Here is a 16289-nt window from a genome sequence, read left to right on the forward strand (position 1 = left end):
GAAAGAATGCGACATCCACTGGTTATGGGTAACTGGAAACTGAACGGCAGCAAGCACATGACGGAAGAGCTGATCGCAGGTTTGCGTAAAGAGCTGTCAGGTGTTGAGGGTTGCGGCGTGGCAATTGCGCCACCGGCACTCTACCTTGGCCAGGCGAAACATGCCATTTCCGGTAGCCACATTGCGCTGGGTGCTCAGAACGTGGACGTCAACCTGTCTGGTGCTTTCACCGGCGAAACTTCAGCTGACATGCTGAAGGATATCGGTGCTAAATACATCATCATCGGCCACTCTGAGCGTCGTACTTATCACAAAGAAAGCGATGAATTTATCGCGAAGAAATTCGCTGTGCTGAAAGCCGCAGGTCTGGTACCGGTGCTGTGCATTGGTGAAACTGACGCAGAGAACGAAGCAGGCAAAACAGAAGAAGTCTGCGCACGTCAGATCGATGCAGTGCTGGAAACTCAGGGTGCGGAAGCCTTCCAGGGTGCCGTGATTGCCTACGAACCAGTATGGGCGATTGGTACCGGCAAGTCAGCCACTCCGGCGCAGGCGCAGGCGGTACACAAATTTATTCGTGACCATATTGCGAAGAAAGATGCCGCAGTTGCTGCTCAGGTTATCATTCAGTACGGCGGTTCTGTAAACGATAAAAATGCCGCAGAGCTGTTTACTCAGCCGGACATCGATGGTGCGCTGGTTGGTGGTGCATCGCTGAAAGCTGACGCCTTTGCCGTGATCGTCAAAGCCGCAGCGGCAGCGAAAAACGCCTGAGTATTCTGATATCTGACGAGGCGGCTGATGAGCCGCCTTTTTTATTGCAGAATCTGGCAGCGATGATCCTGCAATTCCTCTGCCGAGCCGCTATTTAATCGGGTCCAGTTACGTTCAATTGCCATCAACGCCAGACGACCATCCGGTAACGCAGCCAGCGCCATGCCGTATTTACCCATCTCCGAACGGGCGTCAGGGACTTCCGTTGCCAGACGAATAAAAACACTCTGCTGTGCCAGTTGCGTAGCTGTCAGGGTACGGATCTGATAACGGTGGTTTTGCAGCACTTCACTTTGCCATTGCTCGTTAAGCTGTGGAGCCAGCAAATCCAGCCGCTGACGCACATCTGGTCGCAAGCAAGAAATATGAATATGTAGCTGATTTTGCGTGCGGCCATATTGCGAATTAATCGCCAGCGATAGCGCGCTATCCTCAATAGGTTTACCACGGCGCTGTGCCAGCAATACCCGCTCACCCCAGGCATCCGCAAACAGATTTGGCGTGTTCGGGTTCAACAACAGTGGGCTTTCCATTCCGGTGATTTTTTCGATTGGCATCAGCAGATATTGCAAAGGGCCATTGAGATCTTTCAGCGTAACGTAACCTTTTGCCACATCCACCCGCTGACAGGGTGCGGGGTTGCCTTTTTGCGTCATGCCTGGCAGGCACTTCTCGCTGATGATTTTCCACAAGGCATTAGAATTTTTCTGGAAGTGTCCGGCGGCCAGCAATAAACCGGCAACCACAACGGCAAGCAGTAAGATAATCAGACTCAGGGCACGGCGGCTTCCCTGCATGGCTCGATCCTCTGTTCATCATCTGCCTGCATCCTCGCCTGTCGCGTGACGAATGTCACGGACTTTCACCACGCCAGAAAAGCAAAACGGCCAGCTTACGCTGACCGTTATAAGACGATGGCAAAACGATTACGGTTTCATAATCTGATCGTAAGTACCGCCATCGGAGAAGTGGGTTTTCTGTGCTTTATCCCAGCCACCGAATTTGCTGTCGATAGTAAACAGTTTTACCGGCGCGAAGGTGCTGGCAAATTTCTTCGCCACCGCTTCATCGCGTGGACGGTAGAAGTTTTCCGCAGCGATGGTCTGTCCTTCCGGCGAGTAGAGATATTTCAGGTACTCTTCAGCGACTTTGCGTGTGCCCTGCTCGTCTACCACTTTATCCACCACCGACACCGTGGGTTCTGCGAGGATCGATTCGCTCGGGGTGATGATTTCAAACTTATCTTTACCCAGCTTGTTAACCGCCAGATAAGCTTCGTTTTCCCAGGCGATCAGCACGTCACCAATGCCACGTTCTACAAAGGTGTTGGTCGCGCCTCGCGCACCGGAATCCTGCACTTCAACGTTCTTGAACAGCGCTTTGACATACGCCTGAGCTTTAGCCTGATCGCCGTTGTTCTGATCTAATGCCCAGCCCCAGGCCGCGAGATAGTTCCAGCGCGCGCCACCGGAGGTTTTCGGGTTTGGTGTAATCACCGAGACACCCGGTTTGATTAAATCGCCCCAGTCGTGGATCCCTTTCGGGTTCCCTTTGCGCACCAGGAAGACAATGGTAGAGGTGTAAGGTGCAGAGTTATCTGGCAGGCGTTTGATCCAGTTCTTATCAATACGGCCTCGCTCGGCAATGGCATCAACGTCGGACTGCAACGCCAGCGTCACCACGTCAGCACGGATTCCGTTAATGACCGAGGTGGCCTGTTTGCCAGACCCTCCGTGTGACTGGCGGATCACCACGTTGTCGCCGGTTTCCTGTTTGTAATGTGCGCTAAACGCTTTGTTGTACTGTTCATACAGTTCACGCGTCGGATCGTAAGACACGTTTAACAGCTGAATATCCTTTGCCAGAACACTGGTAGAAGCCAGTAACAGGGTGACACCAATACTCCACTTGTTCATTGCTTGCTCTCCGAAGTCGTTATAGAACAAGACTGACACAAACTAATCCACGGATTAAAGAATTAAAAATAAGCTGTTATAACCGAGGGGAATATAAGCAGAGATAAAAAAGGCGCGTTCAATAACGCGCCTGATTTTTTGATTAGTAGAGTTTTTTCGCGGTATCCAGCCAGTCACGTTTAAACGGACGCTTCATGTTTTCAATCGCGTCAATGATGTCATGATGCACCATCTTCTCGTTCTGGATGCCGACACAGCGGCCACCGTAGCCCTGCAACAGCAGCTCGATAGAGTAAGCCCCCATACGCGACGCCAGGATGCGGTCATAAGCGCAAGGCGCGCCGCCACGCTGAATGTGGCCCAGTACGGTCGCACGCGTTTCGCGTTTGGTTTCCGCTTCAATGTAATGCGCCAAATCGTCGATATCACAGATATGTTCAGTGATCGCCACGATGGCATGTTTTTTACCTTTGGCGATACCGGCTTTGATTTCGGCAACCAGTTCTTCACGGGTATACGGAATTTCTGGCAGCACGATGAACTCACAACCGCCAGCAATTGCCGCCGCCAGCGTCAGGTCACCACAGTAGCGGCCCATCACTTCTACGATCGAAATGCGTTGATGTGAAGAAGAGGTGTCGCGCAGACGGTCAATCGCTTCAACGACGGTTTCCAACGCGGTGAAATAACCGATGGTGTAGTCAGTACCGGCCACATCGTTATCAATGGTGCCCGGCAAGCCAATGCACGGGAAACCCATTTCTGTCAGGCGCTTAGCACCCATGTAAGAACCGTCACCGCCAATCACCACCAGCGCATCAATCCCGCGCTTTTTCATATTTTCGATGGCAACCTGACGGACTTCTTCGTTACGGAATTCCGGGAAACGCGCAGAGCCGAGGAAGGTACCACCACGGTTGATCATGTCGGAGACACTGTAGCGATCAAGGTTGATCATCCGGTCTTCATAGAGTCCCAGATAGCCGTCGTAGATACCAAAAACTTCAAGTCCTTCACTCAGCGCGGAACGTACGACTCCGCGAATGGCTGCGTTCATGCCTGGGGCGTCGCCGCCGCTGGTCAGTACTCCGATTTTTTTGATCATGACAACCTCTGGATTGTTCAAAGCTAGGGATTATTCTCGCCAGTGCCTCTGCGCTAACCAGCTCGCGATCGCACGGCCTTATAGTTGTGAGATAGTATATCAAAGGCTGAATGCTGAATTGATTCAGGTCAGACAAGTTTTCGCTATTTTTTTACAAAGTTGTTAGCGTTACGTCATTTTTATAACGTAACGGCATGATTGTTAAGTATTAAAACTGGAAAAAGCCTTGTTGATTTTCTGGCACTACCGAACAAGGGTCCTGGTGGATAATCACATCTGAACCGGGAAACTTGTCGCGTATCGCCCGCTCAATCTGATCGGCGACCTTATGTGCCTGAACCAGCGGCAGGTGATCATCCATCTCCAGATGCAGCTGGATAAAGCGCGTTGGACCGGACTGACGGGTGCGCAGATCATGTGCGCCACGTACGCCGGGCCAGTTGGCAATCACACCGATGATCGCCTGACGTTCTTCTTCTGGTAAAGCGCGATCCAGTAACGACTGCACCGCCTCATAGCCCATGCGCAACGCGTTATAAAGGATATATATGCCAATCCCCAGCGCAAACAACGCATCAGCCCGCGCAAAACCATAGCTGGCTAACCCCAGAGCCATCAGAATCGCACCGTTCATAATCACATCAGACTGGTAATGCAACATATCTGCGCGAATCGCCTGGCTACGGGTATGTCTTACTACCCAGCGTTGAAAAGTGACCAGCACCAACGTAGAACCGAGCGCAATCAACGTAACCACAATACCCACCAACGGCGCATGCAGGGTTTCGGGTGAGGCCAGATGCTGGATACCGGTCAGAAACAGGAACAATGCCGAACCCGAAATAAACATGCTTTGCGCCAGCGCGGCCAGTGATTCGGCTTTACCGTGACCAAAAGTATGGTCCTCATCAGCAGGTTGCAGTGAATAACGCACCACCAGCAAATTGGTGAGTGACGCGGCGATATCTACCAGTGAATCGACCAGGCCCGCCAGCACGCTGACCGAACCGGTGTACCACCAGGCAAAAATTTTCACCACGAGTAACGATATTGCCATCACCGTGGCAGCCAGTGCTGCACGCTTCACCAGTTTTGCGTAAGAGTTTTCCATACCAATGCCTCACGGACGCCCGCGTCATCTCTGAATGGCACAAGTTTATCATTTGCGGGTTAACGCTGCCTGAATTGGCCGTTTATTAGGGAGCTTAATCAGCAGATAAAAAAAACCCCGCCATCATGGCGGGGAAGACAGGGATGGTGTCTATGGCAAGGAAAACAGGGATACTATGTTACTGGTTACTGCTGGTACTACTCACTGCTTGCAGCGGTGATGATGGCTGCAATTCTGCGAGCCGGCGCATTTCATTAAGACGCCGCTCATAATTCTTCTGCACTGTCGCTTGCTGGGCAGGCGTTAGCAGGTGGTACATCTGGTTACGAACCCGAGCCATCACAATGTTTTGCTCTACCTGGGCTTGGGCAATTTTTTCTGCCTGCAAGCGGATGGCCGATTCGTTAAATTTGTCTGCAATGACAAGGTCATGCATGGCCTCTATATCCTGAAAGCTGACAGCAGGACGCTCCAGTCGCGCTTGTTGCATCAGGTCTCGCATTTGTTGCCGTTGCTGTTCAGTCAATTCAATGCCATCAAACATGTGGCTTTGCGGATTTTGCGTCATACTGCCTGTCGTCAATCCGCCATTTTGATGCATCTCGTCAATCGTCGTCTCCGCAGCTCCTGCGCTGACGTAACTGAGAACCATCGCTGAGGCAATGACGACGGCGGTTAAGTTGCGCATCGTTACCCCCAGTTCGTTCCGTTTTGCGATTCAACGAGGGCTAGTGTACGGCGATAGCTGCAAACATCCGTCAGGGGGTGTAAAACTACGTAAAGCGTTGGATTGGCGACATAGGAACACGGTATTTTGCCTGCGGAGGGCAATAAAAAATGAATAAGATCCTGTTGGTTGATGATGACCGCGAATTGACTTCGCTGCTTAAAGAACTGCTTGAGATGGAAGGTTTTGAGGTAATGGTTGCCAGCGATGGCGAGCAGGCACTCAACCTTCTTGATAACACCGTAGACCTGTTGCTGCTTGATGTCATGATGCCGAAAAAGAACGGCATCGATACGCTGAAAGAACTACGTCAGCAACACCAGACTCCGGTGATTATGTTGACCGCCCGCGGGAGTGAACTGGATCGCGTCCTTGGCCTTGAATTGGGCGCGGATGACTATCTACCAAAACCTTTTAACGATCGTGAATTAGTCGCGCGTATCCGTGCCATTCTGCGTCGTTCCAACTGGAGTGAGCAGCAACAGCAGCACGACAACAGCTCGCCAACGCTGGAAGTGGATTGCTTGCGCCTGAATCCGGGTCGCCAGGAGGCCAGTTTCGATAATGAAACACTGGATCTCACCGGTACTGAGTTCACCCTGCTTTATCTGCTGGCACAGCATCTTGGCCAGGTGGTTTCACGCGAACATCTCAGCCAGGAAGTGCTGGGTAAGCGCCTGACACCGTTTGATCGTGCCATCGATATGCATATTTCTAACCTACGTCGTAAATTACCGGAACGTCGTGATGGTCATCCGTGGTTTAAAACCCTGCGCGGACGTGGCTACCTGATGGTTTCGGCATCATGATTGGAAGTTTGACCACCCGCATCTTCGCCATCTTCTGGCTTACCCTGGCGCTGGTGTTGATGCTGGTATTAATGGTACCTAAACTCGACTCGCGTCAGATGACCTCGCTGCTGGAAAGTGAGCAGCGGCAAGGCATCATGATTGAACAGCATGTTGAAGCAGAACTGTCGCAGGACCCACCGAATGATTTGATGTGGTGGCGTCGGTTATTCCGCGCAATTGAGAAATGGGCACCGCCAGGCCAACGGCTGCTGCTGGTGACCAGTGAAGGGCGCGTAATTGGTGCCCAGCACAACGAAATGCAGGTTATCCGCAACTTTATTGGTCAGTCCGACAATGCAGATCATCCGCAGAAGAAAAAGTATGGACGGGTTGAGATGGTCGGTCCCTTTGCCGTGCGTGATGGCGAAGATAACTACCAGCTGTATCTCATCCGTCCCGCCACCAGTTCACAACTCGATTTCGTCAATCTGTTGTTTGATCGTCCGTTGCTGCTGCTCATCGTCACCATGCTGATCAGCTCCCCGCTATTGTTGTGGCTGGCATGGAGTCTGGCGCGCCCGGCGCGCAAGCTTAAGCATGCCGCGGATGAAGTGGCGAGCGGAAACTTGCGGCAACACCCGGAACTGGAATCGGGACCGCAGGAGTTTCTTGCCGCGGGTTCAAGCTTCAACCAGATGGTGAGCGCACTTGAGCGCATGATGACGGCCCAACAACGCCTGCTGTCGGACATCAGCCATGAGTTACGTACACCGCTCACGCGTTTGCAATTAGCCACCGCGCTTCTGCGCCGACGTCACGGAGAAGGCAAAGAACTGGAGCGTATTGAAACCGAAGCCCAGCGTCTGGATGGGATGATTAACGACCTGCTGGTGCTGTCGCGCACCCAGCATAAAAACGCGTTAGTCAGCGAAGCGATGAAAGCCAATCAGCTGTGGAATGATGTGCTGGAAGATGCCAAATTCGAAGCGGAGCAGATGGGTAAACGTATGGATGTGCCCTATCCGCCGGGACCCTGGCCTCTGTATGGCAACCCCCATGCGCTGGAAAGTGCGTTGGAAAACATTGTACGCAATGCGCTGCGTTATTCGCACACCCACATCAGCGTCAGTTTCTCGGTGGATATCGAGGGCATTACCGTTCATGTAGATGACGATGGCCCAGGCGTTAGCCCGGAAGATCGTGAGCAAATTTTCCGCCCGTTCTACCGCACTGATGAGGCACGCGATCGTGAATCTGGTGGCACCGGCCTCGGTCTGGCTATCGTCGAAACCGCGGTGCAACAACATCGTGGTTGGGTGAAAGCCGATGACAGCCCACTTGGTGGTCTGCGTCTGACGCTCTGGTTACCGTTGTACTCCGCCCGGCAATAATTTGTTATGCTTCGGCCCTCGTTCCCGGGGGCCTTATGCTAAACATCGTTTTATTTGAACCTGAAATCCCGCCTAACACCGGCAATATCATCCGTCTCTGCGCCAATACAGGCTTTCAGCTGCACCTGATTCACCCACTGGGTTTTGGCTGGGATGATAAGCGTCTGCGTCGTGCCGGGCTGGATTACCACGAATTCACCGCCATCAAACATCATACCGATTACGCAGCATTCGTTGCGGCTGAAGCTCCACAGCGGTTGTTTGCGCTCACGACCAAAGGCACCCCGGCGCACAGCGCCGTACGCTATCAGGCGGGGGATTATCTGGTGTTTGGACCGGAAAGCCGTGGCTTACCCGCCGACATTCTTAACGCGCTGCCACCGGAGCATAAGATTCGCATCCCGATGATGCCGGAAAGTCGCAGCATGAATCTGTCGAACGCGGTGTCAGTGGTGGTATACGAAGCGTGGCGCCAGTTGGATTATGCTGGCGCACTGATCAAGAGCTAGATGCCGTCGCCGTATTCAAAACCCGGCGAGCCATTGAAGTGTTGGTCCATATCCATCGAAGGCTTATCGCTGGCAGGCTTACCGACAATACGTGCCGGAACGCCTGCTGCGGTGGTATGCGGCGGCACCGACTGGAGCACCACAGAACCGGCACCAATTTTGGCCCCGCGTCCCACTTCAATATTGCCAAGAATTTTAGAACCCGCACCAATCATCACCCCTTCACGAATCTTCGGGTGGCGATCGCCGCTGGTTTTGCCGGTACCACCCAGCGTGACGTTTTGCAGGATAGAGACATCGTTCTCCACCACTGCGGTTTCACCGATAACGATGCCAGTGGCGTGGTCGAGCATGATGCCATGACCAATGCGCGCTGCCGGGTGAATATCGACAGCAAAAGAAACCGAGATTTCATTTTGCAGATAGACGGCCAGCGCACGGCGACCTTCCTTCCACAACCAATGGCCAATGCGATAAGCCTGAAGGGCGTGGAAGCCTTTCAGGTACAGCAGCGGTGTGGAATACTTGTCGACCGCCGGATCACGCTGGCGCACCGCCTGGATGTCGTATGCAGCCGACACGATCATCGACGGGTCTTCGCGATAGGCTTCCTCCACCACTTCGCGAATCGCGATGGCAGGCATAATCGGGTTAGCCAGTTTGTTCGCCAGCATGTAGCTGAGCGCGCTACCGAGGTTTTCGTGCTTGAGCAACGTCGCATGGAAAAAACTGGCCAGCATGGGTTCACAATCAGCCAGCGCTCTGGCTTCTGCTTTGATGTTGTTCCAGACCAGTTCTAACTCTTCAGACGACATTGCTGTGTACTCCCGATAAAAAAAGCGCCAGATGGGGCGCTCCAGGTGATAAGGCTGGGCATGCTGCTTCAGCTTTGGCTGTTTTCGTCCTTCCGTGCACGACCAAGTAAACTCAATGCTGCCTCTCGCGCTGATTTTTCGCAATATAATACCTGATAAATCTGCTCGGTTATTGGCATCTCCACACCAATACGCGCAGCTAATGCTCTGACTTCTTTGGTATTTCTGTAACCTTCTACAACTTGTCCGATAATGCGTTGCGCCTCATCCACGTTCTCACCCTGTCCCAGCATCATGCCGAAACGACGGTTGCGTGATTGATTATCGGTACAGGTCAATACCAGGTCGCCAAGCCCCGCCATCCCCATAAATGTGGTCGGATCGGCCCCGAGAGCAGCGCCAAGTCGGCTCATCTCCGCCAGGCCACGGGTAATCAACGCCGTGCGGGCATTCGCGCCAAAGCCGATACCATCAGAGATGCCTGCGCCGATAGCAATGACGTTTTTGACCGCACCGCCCAGTTGCACACCGATAAAATCGGGGTTGTTGTACACCCGGAAGCTTTTCCCGCAATGCAACTTTTGCTGCAAATCGTCAGCAAACTGCGCATCCGTCGCGGCCAGTGCGATGGCTGTGGGTAAACCTGCCGCCAGTTCTTTGGCGAAGGTCGGTCCAGAGATCACCGCCAACGGGATATCATCCCCCAGGATTTCACGCGCCACATCTTGCAACAGACGCCCGGTTTCTTTCTCCAGCCCCTTCGTCGCCCAGACAATACGTGAGTCTGCGTGTAAATGTGGCTTAAGTTGCATCAGAACGTCACCGAAGACATGGCTCGGCACTACCACCAGCAGATCGCGGCTGGCGTTAACCACTTGGGCTAAGTCCGCTTCAGGAACGAGATTGTCGGGGAAAGGTACATCGGGCAGAAAAGCGGTGTTGCAACGGTCGGACTGAAGTTGCGCGACACTTGAAGGGTTATGGCCCCAGAGCAAAACCGGGTGGCCATTGCGCGCCAGCGTGATGGCGAGTGCGGTGCCGTACGAGCCGGCACCGAGGACGCTAATTGAAGCGTTGCGTGTAGTCATCAGGCATCCTGATGTGGTGCGTCGCCTTCACTCTGCTGCTGTTGCAGATAATTCATGAACAGCGCATCAAAGTTGACTGGCGCCAGGTTGAGTTGCGGGAAAGTACCGCGAGAAACCAGGCTGGTGATGCATTCACGCGCATACGGGAACAGAATGTTCGGGCAGTATGCACCAAGGCAATGCGCCATCTGAGTGCCCTCGATACCGCTGATGGTGAAGATACCCGCCTGCTGAACTTCGCACAGGAATGCAGTTTCTTCGCCGACGCTGGCGGTCACGGTCACACGCAGCACCACTTCATAGACTTCATCAGCCAGCTGAGAGGACGCGGTGTCCAGATCCAGCTTCACTTCCGGTTCCCACTCTTTCTGGAACACCTGAGGCGCGTTTGGCGCTTCGAAAGAGACGTCTTTAGTGTAAACACGTTGAATCTGGAACTGCATTTCGTTGGTGCTATGTTCTGACATGTTACAAAATCCTGTGAGTTAGAATTGTGTGGCCGTAAGTTATGCCTGTAATAAGGGATCAAGTCCCTGGCGCCCATCCAGCGCAAAGAGATCATCGCAGCCACCAATGTGCTGCGCATCAATAAAGATCTGTGGCACCGTCGTTCTGCCGCTGCGTTGAATCATCTCTTCACGTTTCACCGCATCCCCATCGATAGGAAGCTCCTGAAACGTCACACCTTTCTGATTCAGCAACGCCTTTGCCCGGTGGCAATAGGGGCAGGTCGCTTTGGTGTAAATCTCAACATTAGCCATGCAGTTACCTCTGCGAATTATTTACCGCGTACCAGCGGCAGGTTTTCACCGCTCCAGCCGCTCACGCCGTCTTTAAGGACAGATACCTGCGTGAAGCCAGCTGCGCTCAGCTGTGCTGCCGGTTCGCCAGCGCTCTGGCCCGTGGCACATACCACAATTATGGGCTGAGACTTATGCTTTTCCAGCTCGCCAAAGCTGCCTTTTTTGATGTCTGCCGCCGCTACATTCAGCGCCCCAGAAATGTGTCCTTTGCGGTAGTCGTCGCGCGAACGAACATCTACCACCACCGCGTCCTCTTTGTTAATCAGACGCGTCGCTTCGCCACGGCTGATAGTTTTTACTTTAGAGAACATACCTTTAACGGTGGTTACAATCACCAGAACGAGTAACACAACCCATGCCAGACTGAGGATGGGGTGATTGCTTGCAAACTGCATAATTTCTTGCATGAGGGGTAACGACTCCAGACCGGGCTAATAAGCTAAAACAAGGGTTCTGAGTATACCTGCGCCACCTCGCATGTACAGTCGCTAAGGGGTCAGAGTTACGATTTGTGCGTCATTTTCCAAAAAAAGTGTTCTAATCGCAAAATTGAGACAAAGTTTATGCTTGTAAGCTGATGGCCGACATGTTTGGAAAAGCAAAACCCGGCCCGGTAAACTGGTAAGCGGCTGTTCATCGTGGAATAATTAGCGACTATGAAGGGAAAAGCGATTGTTTTACCAACAAGGACCTGTCACAACGGCCCAGCGCATCCGTTGTCATCACGCTGGTCCGCACTCTCCCTCAGCCTGCTCTGTGCGGGCGCTCTGTTATTGCCGCCCCTTGCGCACAGTGACGATGACAGCAAATCTCAGTTGAAATCCATTCAGCAGAATATTGCCGAAAAAGAGAAAAGTGTTCAGGCACAAAAACAGCAGCGTAGCAAACTGCTGAATCAGTTGGAAAGCCAGGAAAAAGTGATTGCGCAGGCCAGTCGCCAGTTACGCGAAACCCGCAACAGCCTGAGTGCGCTCGACAACGACATAACCCAACTCAACACCTCCATCGCCCGGCTGGAAAAACAGCAAGCGCAGCAGGAAAAATTGCTGGCACAACAACTTGATGCCGCCTTCCGCCAGGGACAACACAACGGCCTACAGTTATTGCTGGGCGGTGAAGAAGCACAACGCAGTGAACGTATCCTCGCGTATTTCGGCTACCTCAATGCGGCACGCCAAAAGAATATTGATGACCTGAAGCAGACGCAGCAACAGTTAGCGGAACAGCGTCAGGCATTGCAGGACAAACAGCAGCAGCAAAAAAATCTCCTCGCACAGCAGCAGACGCAGCAGGGCAAACTGGAATCCGCCAGTGCGGCACGTAAGAAAACCCTGACGGCCCTGGAAAGTTCGCTGCAAAAAGACCAGGCTGACCTGGTGCAAATGCGCCAGAACGAAAGTCGCCTGCAAGACAAAATTGCCAAAGCGGAACGTGAAGCACGCGAACGCGCCGAGCGTGAGGCTCGCGAGGCGGAGAAAGTCCGTCAGCGTCAGGCACAGGCGAAAGCCAAAGGTTCCAGCTACCAACCTACGCAGAGCGAGCGTGAGCTGATGGCGCGTACCGGTGGGCTTGGCCGTCCCGGCGGCCAGGCTGTCTGGCCGGTGCGTGGACGTGTGGAGCACCGTTTCGGTGAAACCATGCAGGGTGAATTACGCTGGAAAGGTCTGGTGATTGATGCGCCAGAAGGAACCGAAGTGAAAGCCATCGCCGATGGGCGCGTATTAATGGCCGACTGGCTGCAAGGCTACGGTCTGGTTGTGGTGCTCGAACACGGTAAAGGCGATATGAGCCTTTACGGCTACAATCAAAGTGCGCTGGTGAGTGTCGGTGCCCAGGTGAAGGCAGGACAGCCTATTGCCCTGGTAGGTACCAGTGGCGGCCGCGGTACGCCCTCACTCTATTTTGAAATCCGGCGTCAGGGACAGGCCGTAAACCCACTGCCGTGGTTAGGAAGATAAGCTTTGTTTCAACCTCATAAACTCTCTGCCGCCTTGTGCGGCCTGTTTTTGTCACTTTCCGCCCATGCAGGCAAACTCTCCATCGTCATTGACGACTTTGGCTATCGACCAGTCGAAGAGAACAAAGTGTTGCAGATGCCTGCCGCAGTTTCTGTTGCCGTACTACCCAATGCAACCTATGCCCGCGAGATGGCGACAAAAGCTCATCAAAGCGGGCATGAAGTTCTTATCCATCTGCCAATGGCCCCTCTCAGCAAGCAGCCATTGGAGAAGGATACGCTCACCCCGGAGATGTCCAGTGCGGAAATTGAACGCATTATTCGTGATGCCGTTGGTAAAGTGCCCTACGCGGTAGGCCTGAACAACCATATGGGCAGCAAGATGACCTCAAGTCTGCCGGGAATGCAGAAAGTGATGCAGATACTGAATCACTATAACTTTTACTTTCTGGATAGCATGACCATCGGCAATAGCCAGTCAATTCCCGCAGCGCAGGGTACCCATGTTAAGGTGCTGAAACGTCGGGTATTTCTTGATGACAGCCAGAATGATGCCGCTATTCGCCAGCAATTCACCCGCGCAGTAAAACTGGCGCAGCGTGATGGCTATGCTATTGCGATCGGGCACCCTCATCCCAATACGGTGCGGGTCCTGCAACAAATGCTGCCAACCTTACCTGCCGATATCACCCTGGTAAGACCCAGCCAGTTGCTGAATGAGCCACTGCATCCGGGTACCACAATGCCACCGACCAAAACACAACCTGAGCCACAGCCGCACTTCCGGGCGCCTGGCATCTGTAAGGTCAGCAAACCATTGGCTCCGGTGCCGCAGAGTCGGGCTGTTGATATATTGGAAGAAAGTATTGTTGAAAGCCCACTCATCGATTCGCTTAAGCAGCTTTTTTAATAAAACCCGGCCTGAACGCCGGGTAATCACCTAATCCCAACTCAGCACCACTTTGCCTGAGTGACCGGAACGCATCTCGTCAAACCCTAGCTGGAAGTCATCAACAGGGAAACGGTGGGTGATAACTGGCGTCAGATCGAGACCGGATTGAATCAACGCCGCCATTTTATACCAGGTTTCGAACATCTCTCGTCCGTAAATACCTTTGATAAACAGTCCTTTGAAGATTACCAGGTTCCAGTCGATCGCCATCTCACCCGGCGGAATGCCAAGCAGCGCAATACGTCCACCGTGATTCATCACTTCCAGCATGCTACGAAACGCCGGAGGCGCGCCGGACATCTCCAGCCCAACATCAAAGCCTTCAGTCATACCGAGGGATACCATCACGTCACGCAGATTCTCCTGTGCAACGTTGACAGCGCGTGTGACACCCATTTTGCGTGCCAGATCGAGGCGATATTCGTTGATGTCTGTGATCACCACATTGCGTGCACCGACATGTTTGCATACCGCAGCAGCCATGATGCCAATTGGCCCGGCACCGGCAATCAACACATCCTCGCCCACTAAATCAAACGACAAGGCGGTATGTACGGCATTACCGAATGGGTCAAAAATCGCCGCCAGTTCATCGGAGATATTGTCGGGGATTTTGAAGGCGTTAAAGGCGGGAATGACCAGATACTCGGCGAAGCACCCCTGGCGATTCACCCCAACGCCGATGGCGTTGCGGCACAGGTGAGTACGCCCGGCCCGACAATTACGGCAGTGGCCACAGGTGATATGCCCTTCACCCGACACGCGATCGCCGATCGTGAAGCCTTTCACTTCCTGGCCGATAGCCACCACTTCCCCGACATATTCATGGCCGGTGATCATCGGTACCGGGATGGTTTTACGCGACCAGTCGTCCCAGTTGTAGATGTGAATATCAGTACCGCAGATGGCGGTTTTCCGGATTTTTATCAGCAGATCGTTATGACCGGGTTCAGGGATCGGCGCATCGGTGATCATCCAGATGCCTTCTTCTGCTTTTAATTTCGCGAGTGCTTTCATTGCCGGCTCCTCAGACGATAACGCCCAACTGCTGACCAATACGAGTGAAGGCCGCTACCGCATGTTCCAGTTGCGCCTGGGTATGACCCGCTGAAATTTGGGTACGGATACGCGCCTGGCCTCTAGGCACCACCGGATAGAAGAAACCCGTCACGTAGATCCCTTCTTGTTGCAGCAAACGGGCAAACTCCTGCGCGACTTTTGCCTCCCCAAGCATCACCGGAATGATGGCGTGGTCGGCACCAGCCAGGGTAAACCCGGCGGCGGTCATTTTCTCCCGGAAATAGCGCGCGTTTTCCCACAGACGCTGGCGCAATCCATCACCTTCACTGAGGATTTCCAGAACTCGCAACGACGCAGCGACAATGGCCGGGGCCAGTGAGTTGGAGAACAGATAAGGGCGTGAGCGCTGACGCAGCCATTCAACGACCTCTTTTTTCGCGGCAACATACCCCCCGGACGCCCCACCAAGCGCTTTACCCAGCGTCCCGGTCAAAATATCGATGCGATCCATTACCTGACAATATTCATGAGTGCCGCGACCACTGGCCCCGACAAAGCCAACCGCATGTGAATCATCCACCATTACCAGCGCATCAAACTCATCCGCCAGATCGCAAATACCCTGCAAGTTGGCAATCACGCCGTCCATTGAGAACACCCCATCGGTGGCAATCAGGATATGACGCGCACCGTTGTCGCGTGCATCCTCCAGCCGGGCGCGCAGTTCGTTCATATCGTTGTTGGCATAGCGGTAGCGCTGCGCTTTGCACAGGCGAACACCATCAATGATTGAGGCATGATTAAGCGCATCCGAAATAATGGCATCTTCCGCATCCAACAAGGTTTCAAACAGGCCGCCATTCGCGTCAAAGCAGGAGGAAAAGAGAATAGCGTCTTCCATGCCGAGGAACTCAGCCAGCTTACGTTCCAATAGCTGATGGATGTCCTGAGTTCCACAGATAAAGCGCACTGAAGCCATGCCGAAACCGTGTGTATCCATTCCCTCTTTGGCGGCCTGAATTAACGCCGGATGATTCGCCAGCCCCAGATAATTATTGGCGCAAAAATTGATGACCGGCTGACCGTTGCCAACATTGATTTCTGCCTGTTGTGGCGAGGTAATCGTGCGTTCCTGTTTGAACAATCCATCCTGACGCGTTGTCTCAAGTTGTTGACGGATTTGCGAATAAAATCGACTGGACATGATTCTGCTCCTCATATAGCAAAATTTTGGCACATATTACTGATAGAAAAGCGCATCAACGACATTTCAGCCGATGAAATCTCCATTTTGCAGCATAGTTCACGCTGCGAACGTGAAATATGACGG

General features: G+C 53.2%; 18 protein-coding genes. 6 read left to right on the forward strand and 12 right to left on the reverse strand.

Annotated elements, in window-relative coordinates:
• Window positions 1-6 precede the first annotated feature (6 nt).
• Window positions 7-774, forward strand: a complete 768-nt coding sequence (gene tpiA / locus CTZ24_RS19640; RefSeq protein ID WP_013510999.1) for a triose-phosphate isomerase — start codon at window positions 7-9, stop codon at window positions 772-774.
• A 41-nt stretch (window positions 775-815) separates the two neighbouring features.
• Here tpiA and CTZ24_RS19645 read toward each other — a convergent pair whose 3' ends face one another.
• From CTZ24_RS19645 to cpxP, 5 genes are all read right to left on the reverse strand, one after another.
• On the reverse strand, window positions 816-1571 hold the full coding sequence (locus CTZ24_RS19645; RefSeq protein WP_208724408.1) for a CDP-diacylglycerol diphosphatase: 756 nt from the start codon (window positions 1569-1571) through the stop codon (window positions 816-818).
• 129 nt (window positions 1572-1700) lie between these two features.
• The gene (locus CTZ24_RS19650; RefSeq protein ID WP_208724409.1) at window positions 1701-2690 is read right to left on the reverse strand and encodes a sulfate ABC transporter substrate-binding protein; all 990 of its coding nucleotides are present in this window, start codon (window positions 2688-2690) and stop codon (window positions 1701-1703) included.
• A 142-nt stretch (window positions 2691-2832) separates the two neighbouring features.
• The gene (pfkA, locus tag CTZ24_RS19655; RefSeq protein WP_084877898.1) at window positions 2833-3795 is read right to left on the reverse strand and encodes a 6-phosphofructokinase; all 963 of its coding nucleotides are present in this window, start codon (window positions 3793-3795) and stop codon (window positions 2833-2835) included.
• A 208-nt stretch (window positions 3796-4003) separates the two neighbouring features.
• Window positions 4004-4906: a CDF family cation-efflux transporter FieF gene (gene fieF, locus CTZ24_RS19660; protein ID WP_208724410.1), complete on the reverse strand. Its 903-nt coding sequence runs from the start codon at window positions 4904-4906 to the stop codon at window positions 4004-4006.
• A 178-nt stretch (window positions 4907-5084) separates the two neighbouring features.
• On the reverse strand, window positions 5085-5594 hold the full coding sequence (gene cpxP / locus CTZ24_RS19665; protein ID WP_208724411.1) for a cell-envelope stress modulator CpxP: 510 nt from the start codon (window positions 5592-5594) through the stop codon (window positions 5085-5087).
• 149 nt (window positions 5595-5743) lie between these two features.
• Between cpxP and cpxR the strand changes: the two genes are divergently transcribed.
• The 3 genes from cpxR to trmL are packed head-to-tail and all read left to right on the forward strand — an operon-like array spanning window position 5744 to window position 8324.
• Complete coding sequence (gene cpxR, locus CTZ24_RS19670; protein WP_013511005.1) at window positions 5744-6442, forward strand: envelope stress response regulator transcription factor CpxR; 699 nt, start codon at window positions 5744-5746, stop codon at window positions 6440-6442.
• On the forward strand, window positions 6439-7815 hold the full coding sequence (cpxA, locus tag CTZ24_RS19675; RefSeq protein ID WP_021186123.1) for an envelope stress sensor histidine kinase CpxA: 1377 nt from the start codon (window positions 6439-6441) through the stop codon (window positions 7813-7815). The genes cpxR and cpxA overlap by 4 nt, the downstream gene beginning before the upstream one ends.
• Before the next feature lie 35 nt (window positions 7816-7850).
• A complete protein-coding gene (trmL, locus tag CTZ24_RS19680) occupies window positions 7851-8324 on the forward strand; it encodes a tRNA (uridine(34)/cytosine(34)/5-carboxymethylaminomethyluridine(34)-2'-O)-methyltransferase TrmL (RefSeq protein WP_208724412.1) in 474 nt (157 codons plus the stop codon).
• On the opposite strand, the gene cysE is transcribed toward trmL, so the two are convergent.
• From cysE to CTZ24_RS19705, 5 genes are all read right to left on the reverse strand, one after another.
• Window positions 8321-9139, reverse strand: coding sequence for a serine O-acetyltransferase (cysE, locus tag CTZ24_RS19685; protein ID WP_013511008.1), 819 nt, complete (start codon window positions 9137-9139; stop codon window positions 8321-8323). The two genes, trmL and cysE, sit on opposite strands and share 4 nt — an antisense overlap.
• A 68-nt stretch (window positions 9140-9207) precedes the next feature.
• On the reverse strand, window positions 9208-10227 hold the full coding sequence (gpsA, locus tag CTZ24_RS19690) for an NAD(P)H-dependent glycerol-3-phosphate dehydrogenase (protein ID WP_208724413.1): 1020 nt from the start codon (window positions 10225-10227) through the stop codon (window positions 9208-9210).
• Window positions 10227-10694 carry a protein-export chaperone SecB gene (secB, locus tag CTZ24_RS19695; RefSeq protein WP_021186120.1) on the reverse strand — a complete coding sequence of 156 codons (468 nt, stop codon included), beginning with the start codon at window positions 10692-10694 and terminating at the stop codon, window positions 10227-10229. Before secB ends, gpsA begins: the two co-directional genes overlap by 1 nt.
• 39 nt (window positions 10695-10733) lie before the next feature.
• Window positions 10734-10988: a glutaredoxin 3 gene (gene grxC / locus CTZ24_RS19700; protein ID WP_013511011.1), complete on the reverse strand. Its 255-nt coding sequence runs from the start codon at window positions 10986-10988 to the stop codon at window positions 10734-10736.
• 17 nt (window positions 10989-11005) lie between these two features.
• Complete coding sequence (locus CTZ24_RS19705; protein WP_013511012.1) at window positions 11006-11437, reverse strand: rhodanese-like domain-containing protein; 432 nt, start codon at window positions 11435-11437, stop codon at window positions 11006-11008.
• 249 nt (window positions 11438-11686) lie between these two features.
• Here CTZ24_RS19705 and envC point away from each other — a divergent pair, with 249 nt between their 5' ends.
• Window positions 11687-12988: a murein hydrolase activator EnvC gene (envC, locus tag CTZ24_RS19710; protein WP_208724414.1), complete on the forward strand. Its 1302-nt coding sequence runs from the start codon at window positions 11687-11689 to the stop codon at window positions 12986-12988.
• 3 nt (window positions 12989-12991) lie between these two features.
• Window positions 12992-13897, forward strand: coding sequence for a divergent polysaccharide deacetylase family protein (locus CTZ24_RS19715; protein WP_208724415.1), 906 nt, complete (start codon window positions 12992-12994; stop codon window positions 13895-13897).
• A 30-nt stretch (window positions 13898-13927) separates the two neighbouring features.
• On the opposite strand, the gene tdh is transcribed toward CTZ24_RS19715, so the two are convergent.
• On the reverse strand, window positions 13928-14956 hold the full coding sequence (tdh, locus tag CTZ24_RS19720) for an L-threonine 3-dehydrogenase (protein WP_208724416.1): 1029 nt from the start codon (window positions 14954-14956) through the stop codon (window positions 13928-13930).
• Between the two features lie 10 nt (window positions 14957-14966).
• Entirely contained in the window at window positions 14967-16163 is a 1197-nt protein-coding gene (locus CTZ24_RS19725) for a glycine C-acetyltransferase (RefSeq protein WP_208724417.1), read from the reverse strand.
• Between the last annotated feature and the right edge of the window lie 126 nt (window positions 16164-16289).

The sequence above is a fragment of the Pantoea phytobeneficialis genome, from assembly GCF_009728735.1.
In the GTDB taxonomy this organism is placed as follows: domain Bacteria; phylum Pseudomonadota; class Gammaproteobacteria; order Enterobacterales; family Enterobacteriaceae; genus Pantoea; species Pantoea phytobeneficialis.

Bases quoted from the DNA above. Each gene is read 5' to 3' on its own strand.
- CTZ24_RS19650 (WP_208724409.1), bottom strand. From the start codon at position 2,690: ATGAACAAGTGGAGTATTGGTGTCACCCTGTTACTGGCTTCTACCAGT.
- secB (WP_021186120.1), bottom strand. From the start codon at position 10,694: ATGTCAGAACATAGCACCAACGAAATGCAGTTCCAGATTCAACGTGTT.
- cysE (WP_013511008.1), bottom strand. From the start codon at position 9,139: ATGTCGTCTGAAGAGTTAGAACTGGTCTGGAACAACATCAAAGCAGAA.
- tpiA (WP_013510999.1), top strand. From the start codon at position 7: ATGCGACATCCACTGGTTATGGGTAACTGGAAACTGAACGGCAGCAAG.
- gpsA (WP_208724413.1), bottom strand. From the start codon at position 10,227: ATGACTACACGCAACGCTTCAATTAGCGTCCTCGGTGCCGGCTCGTAC.
- grxC (WP_013511011.1), bottom strand. From the start codon at position 10,988: ATGGCTAATGTTGAGATTTACACCAAAGCGACCTGCCCCTATTGCCAC.
- cpxA (WP_021186123.1), top strand. From the start codon at position 6,439: ATGATTGGAAGTTTGACCACCCGCATCTTCGCCATCTTCTGGCTTACC.
- trmL (WP_208724412.1), top strand. From the start codon at position 7,851: ATGCTAAACATCGTTTTATTTGAACCTGAAATCCCGCCTAACACCGGC.
- fieF (WP_208724410.1), bottom strand. From the start codon at position 4,906: ATGGAAAACTCTTACGCAAAACTGGTGAAGCGTGCAGCACTGGCTGCC.
- CTZ24_RS19705 (WP_013511012.1), bottom strand. From the start codon at position 11,437: ATGCAAGAAATTATGCAGTTTGCAAGCAATCACCCCATCCTCAGTCTG.
- CTZ24_RS19645 (WP_208724408.1), bottom strand. From the start codon at position 1,571: ATGCAGGGAAGCCGCCGTGCCCTGAGTCTGATTATCTTACTGCTTGCC.
- envC (WP_208724414.1), top strand. From the start codon at position 11,687: ATGAAGGGAAAAGCGATTGTTTTACCAACAAGGACCTGTCACAACGGC.
- cpxP (WP_208724411.1), bottom strand. From the start codon at position 5,594: ATGCGCAACTTAACCGCCGTCGTCATTGCCTCAGCGATGGTTCTCAGT.
- tdh (WP_208724416.1), bottom strand. From the start codon at position 14,956: ATGAAAGCACTCGCGAAATTAAAAGCAGAAGAAGGCATCTGGATGATC.
- cpxR (WP_013511005.1), top strand. From the start codon at position 5,744: ATGAATAAGATCCTGTTGGTTGATGATGACCGCGAATTGACTTCGCTG.
- CTZ24_RS19725 (WP_208724417.1), bottom strand. From the start codon at position 16,163: ATGTCCAGTCGATTTTATTCGCAAATCCGTCAACAACTTGAGACAACG.
- pfkA (WP_084877898.1), bottom strand. From the start codon at position 3,795: ATGATCAAAAAAATCGGAGTACTGACCAGCGGCGGCGACGCCCCAGGC.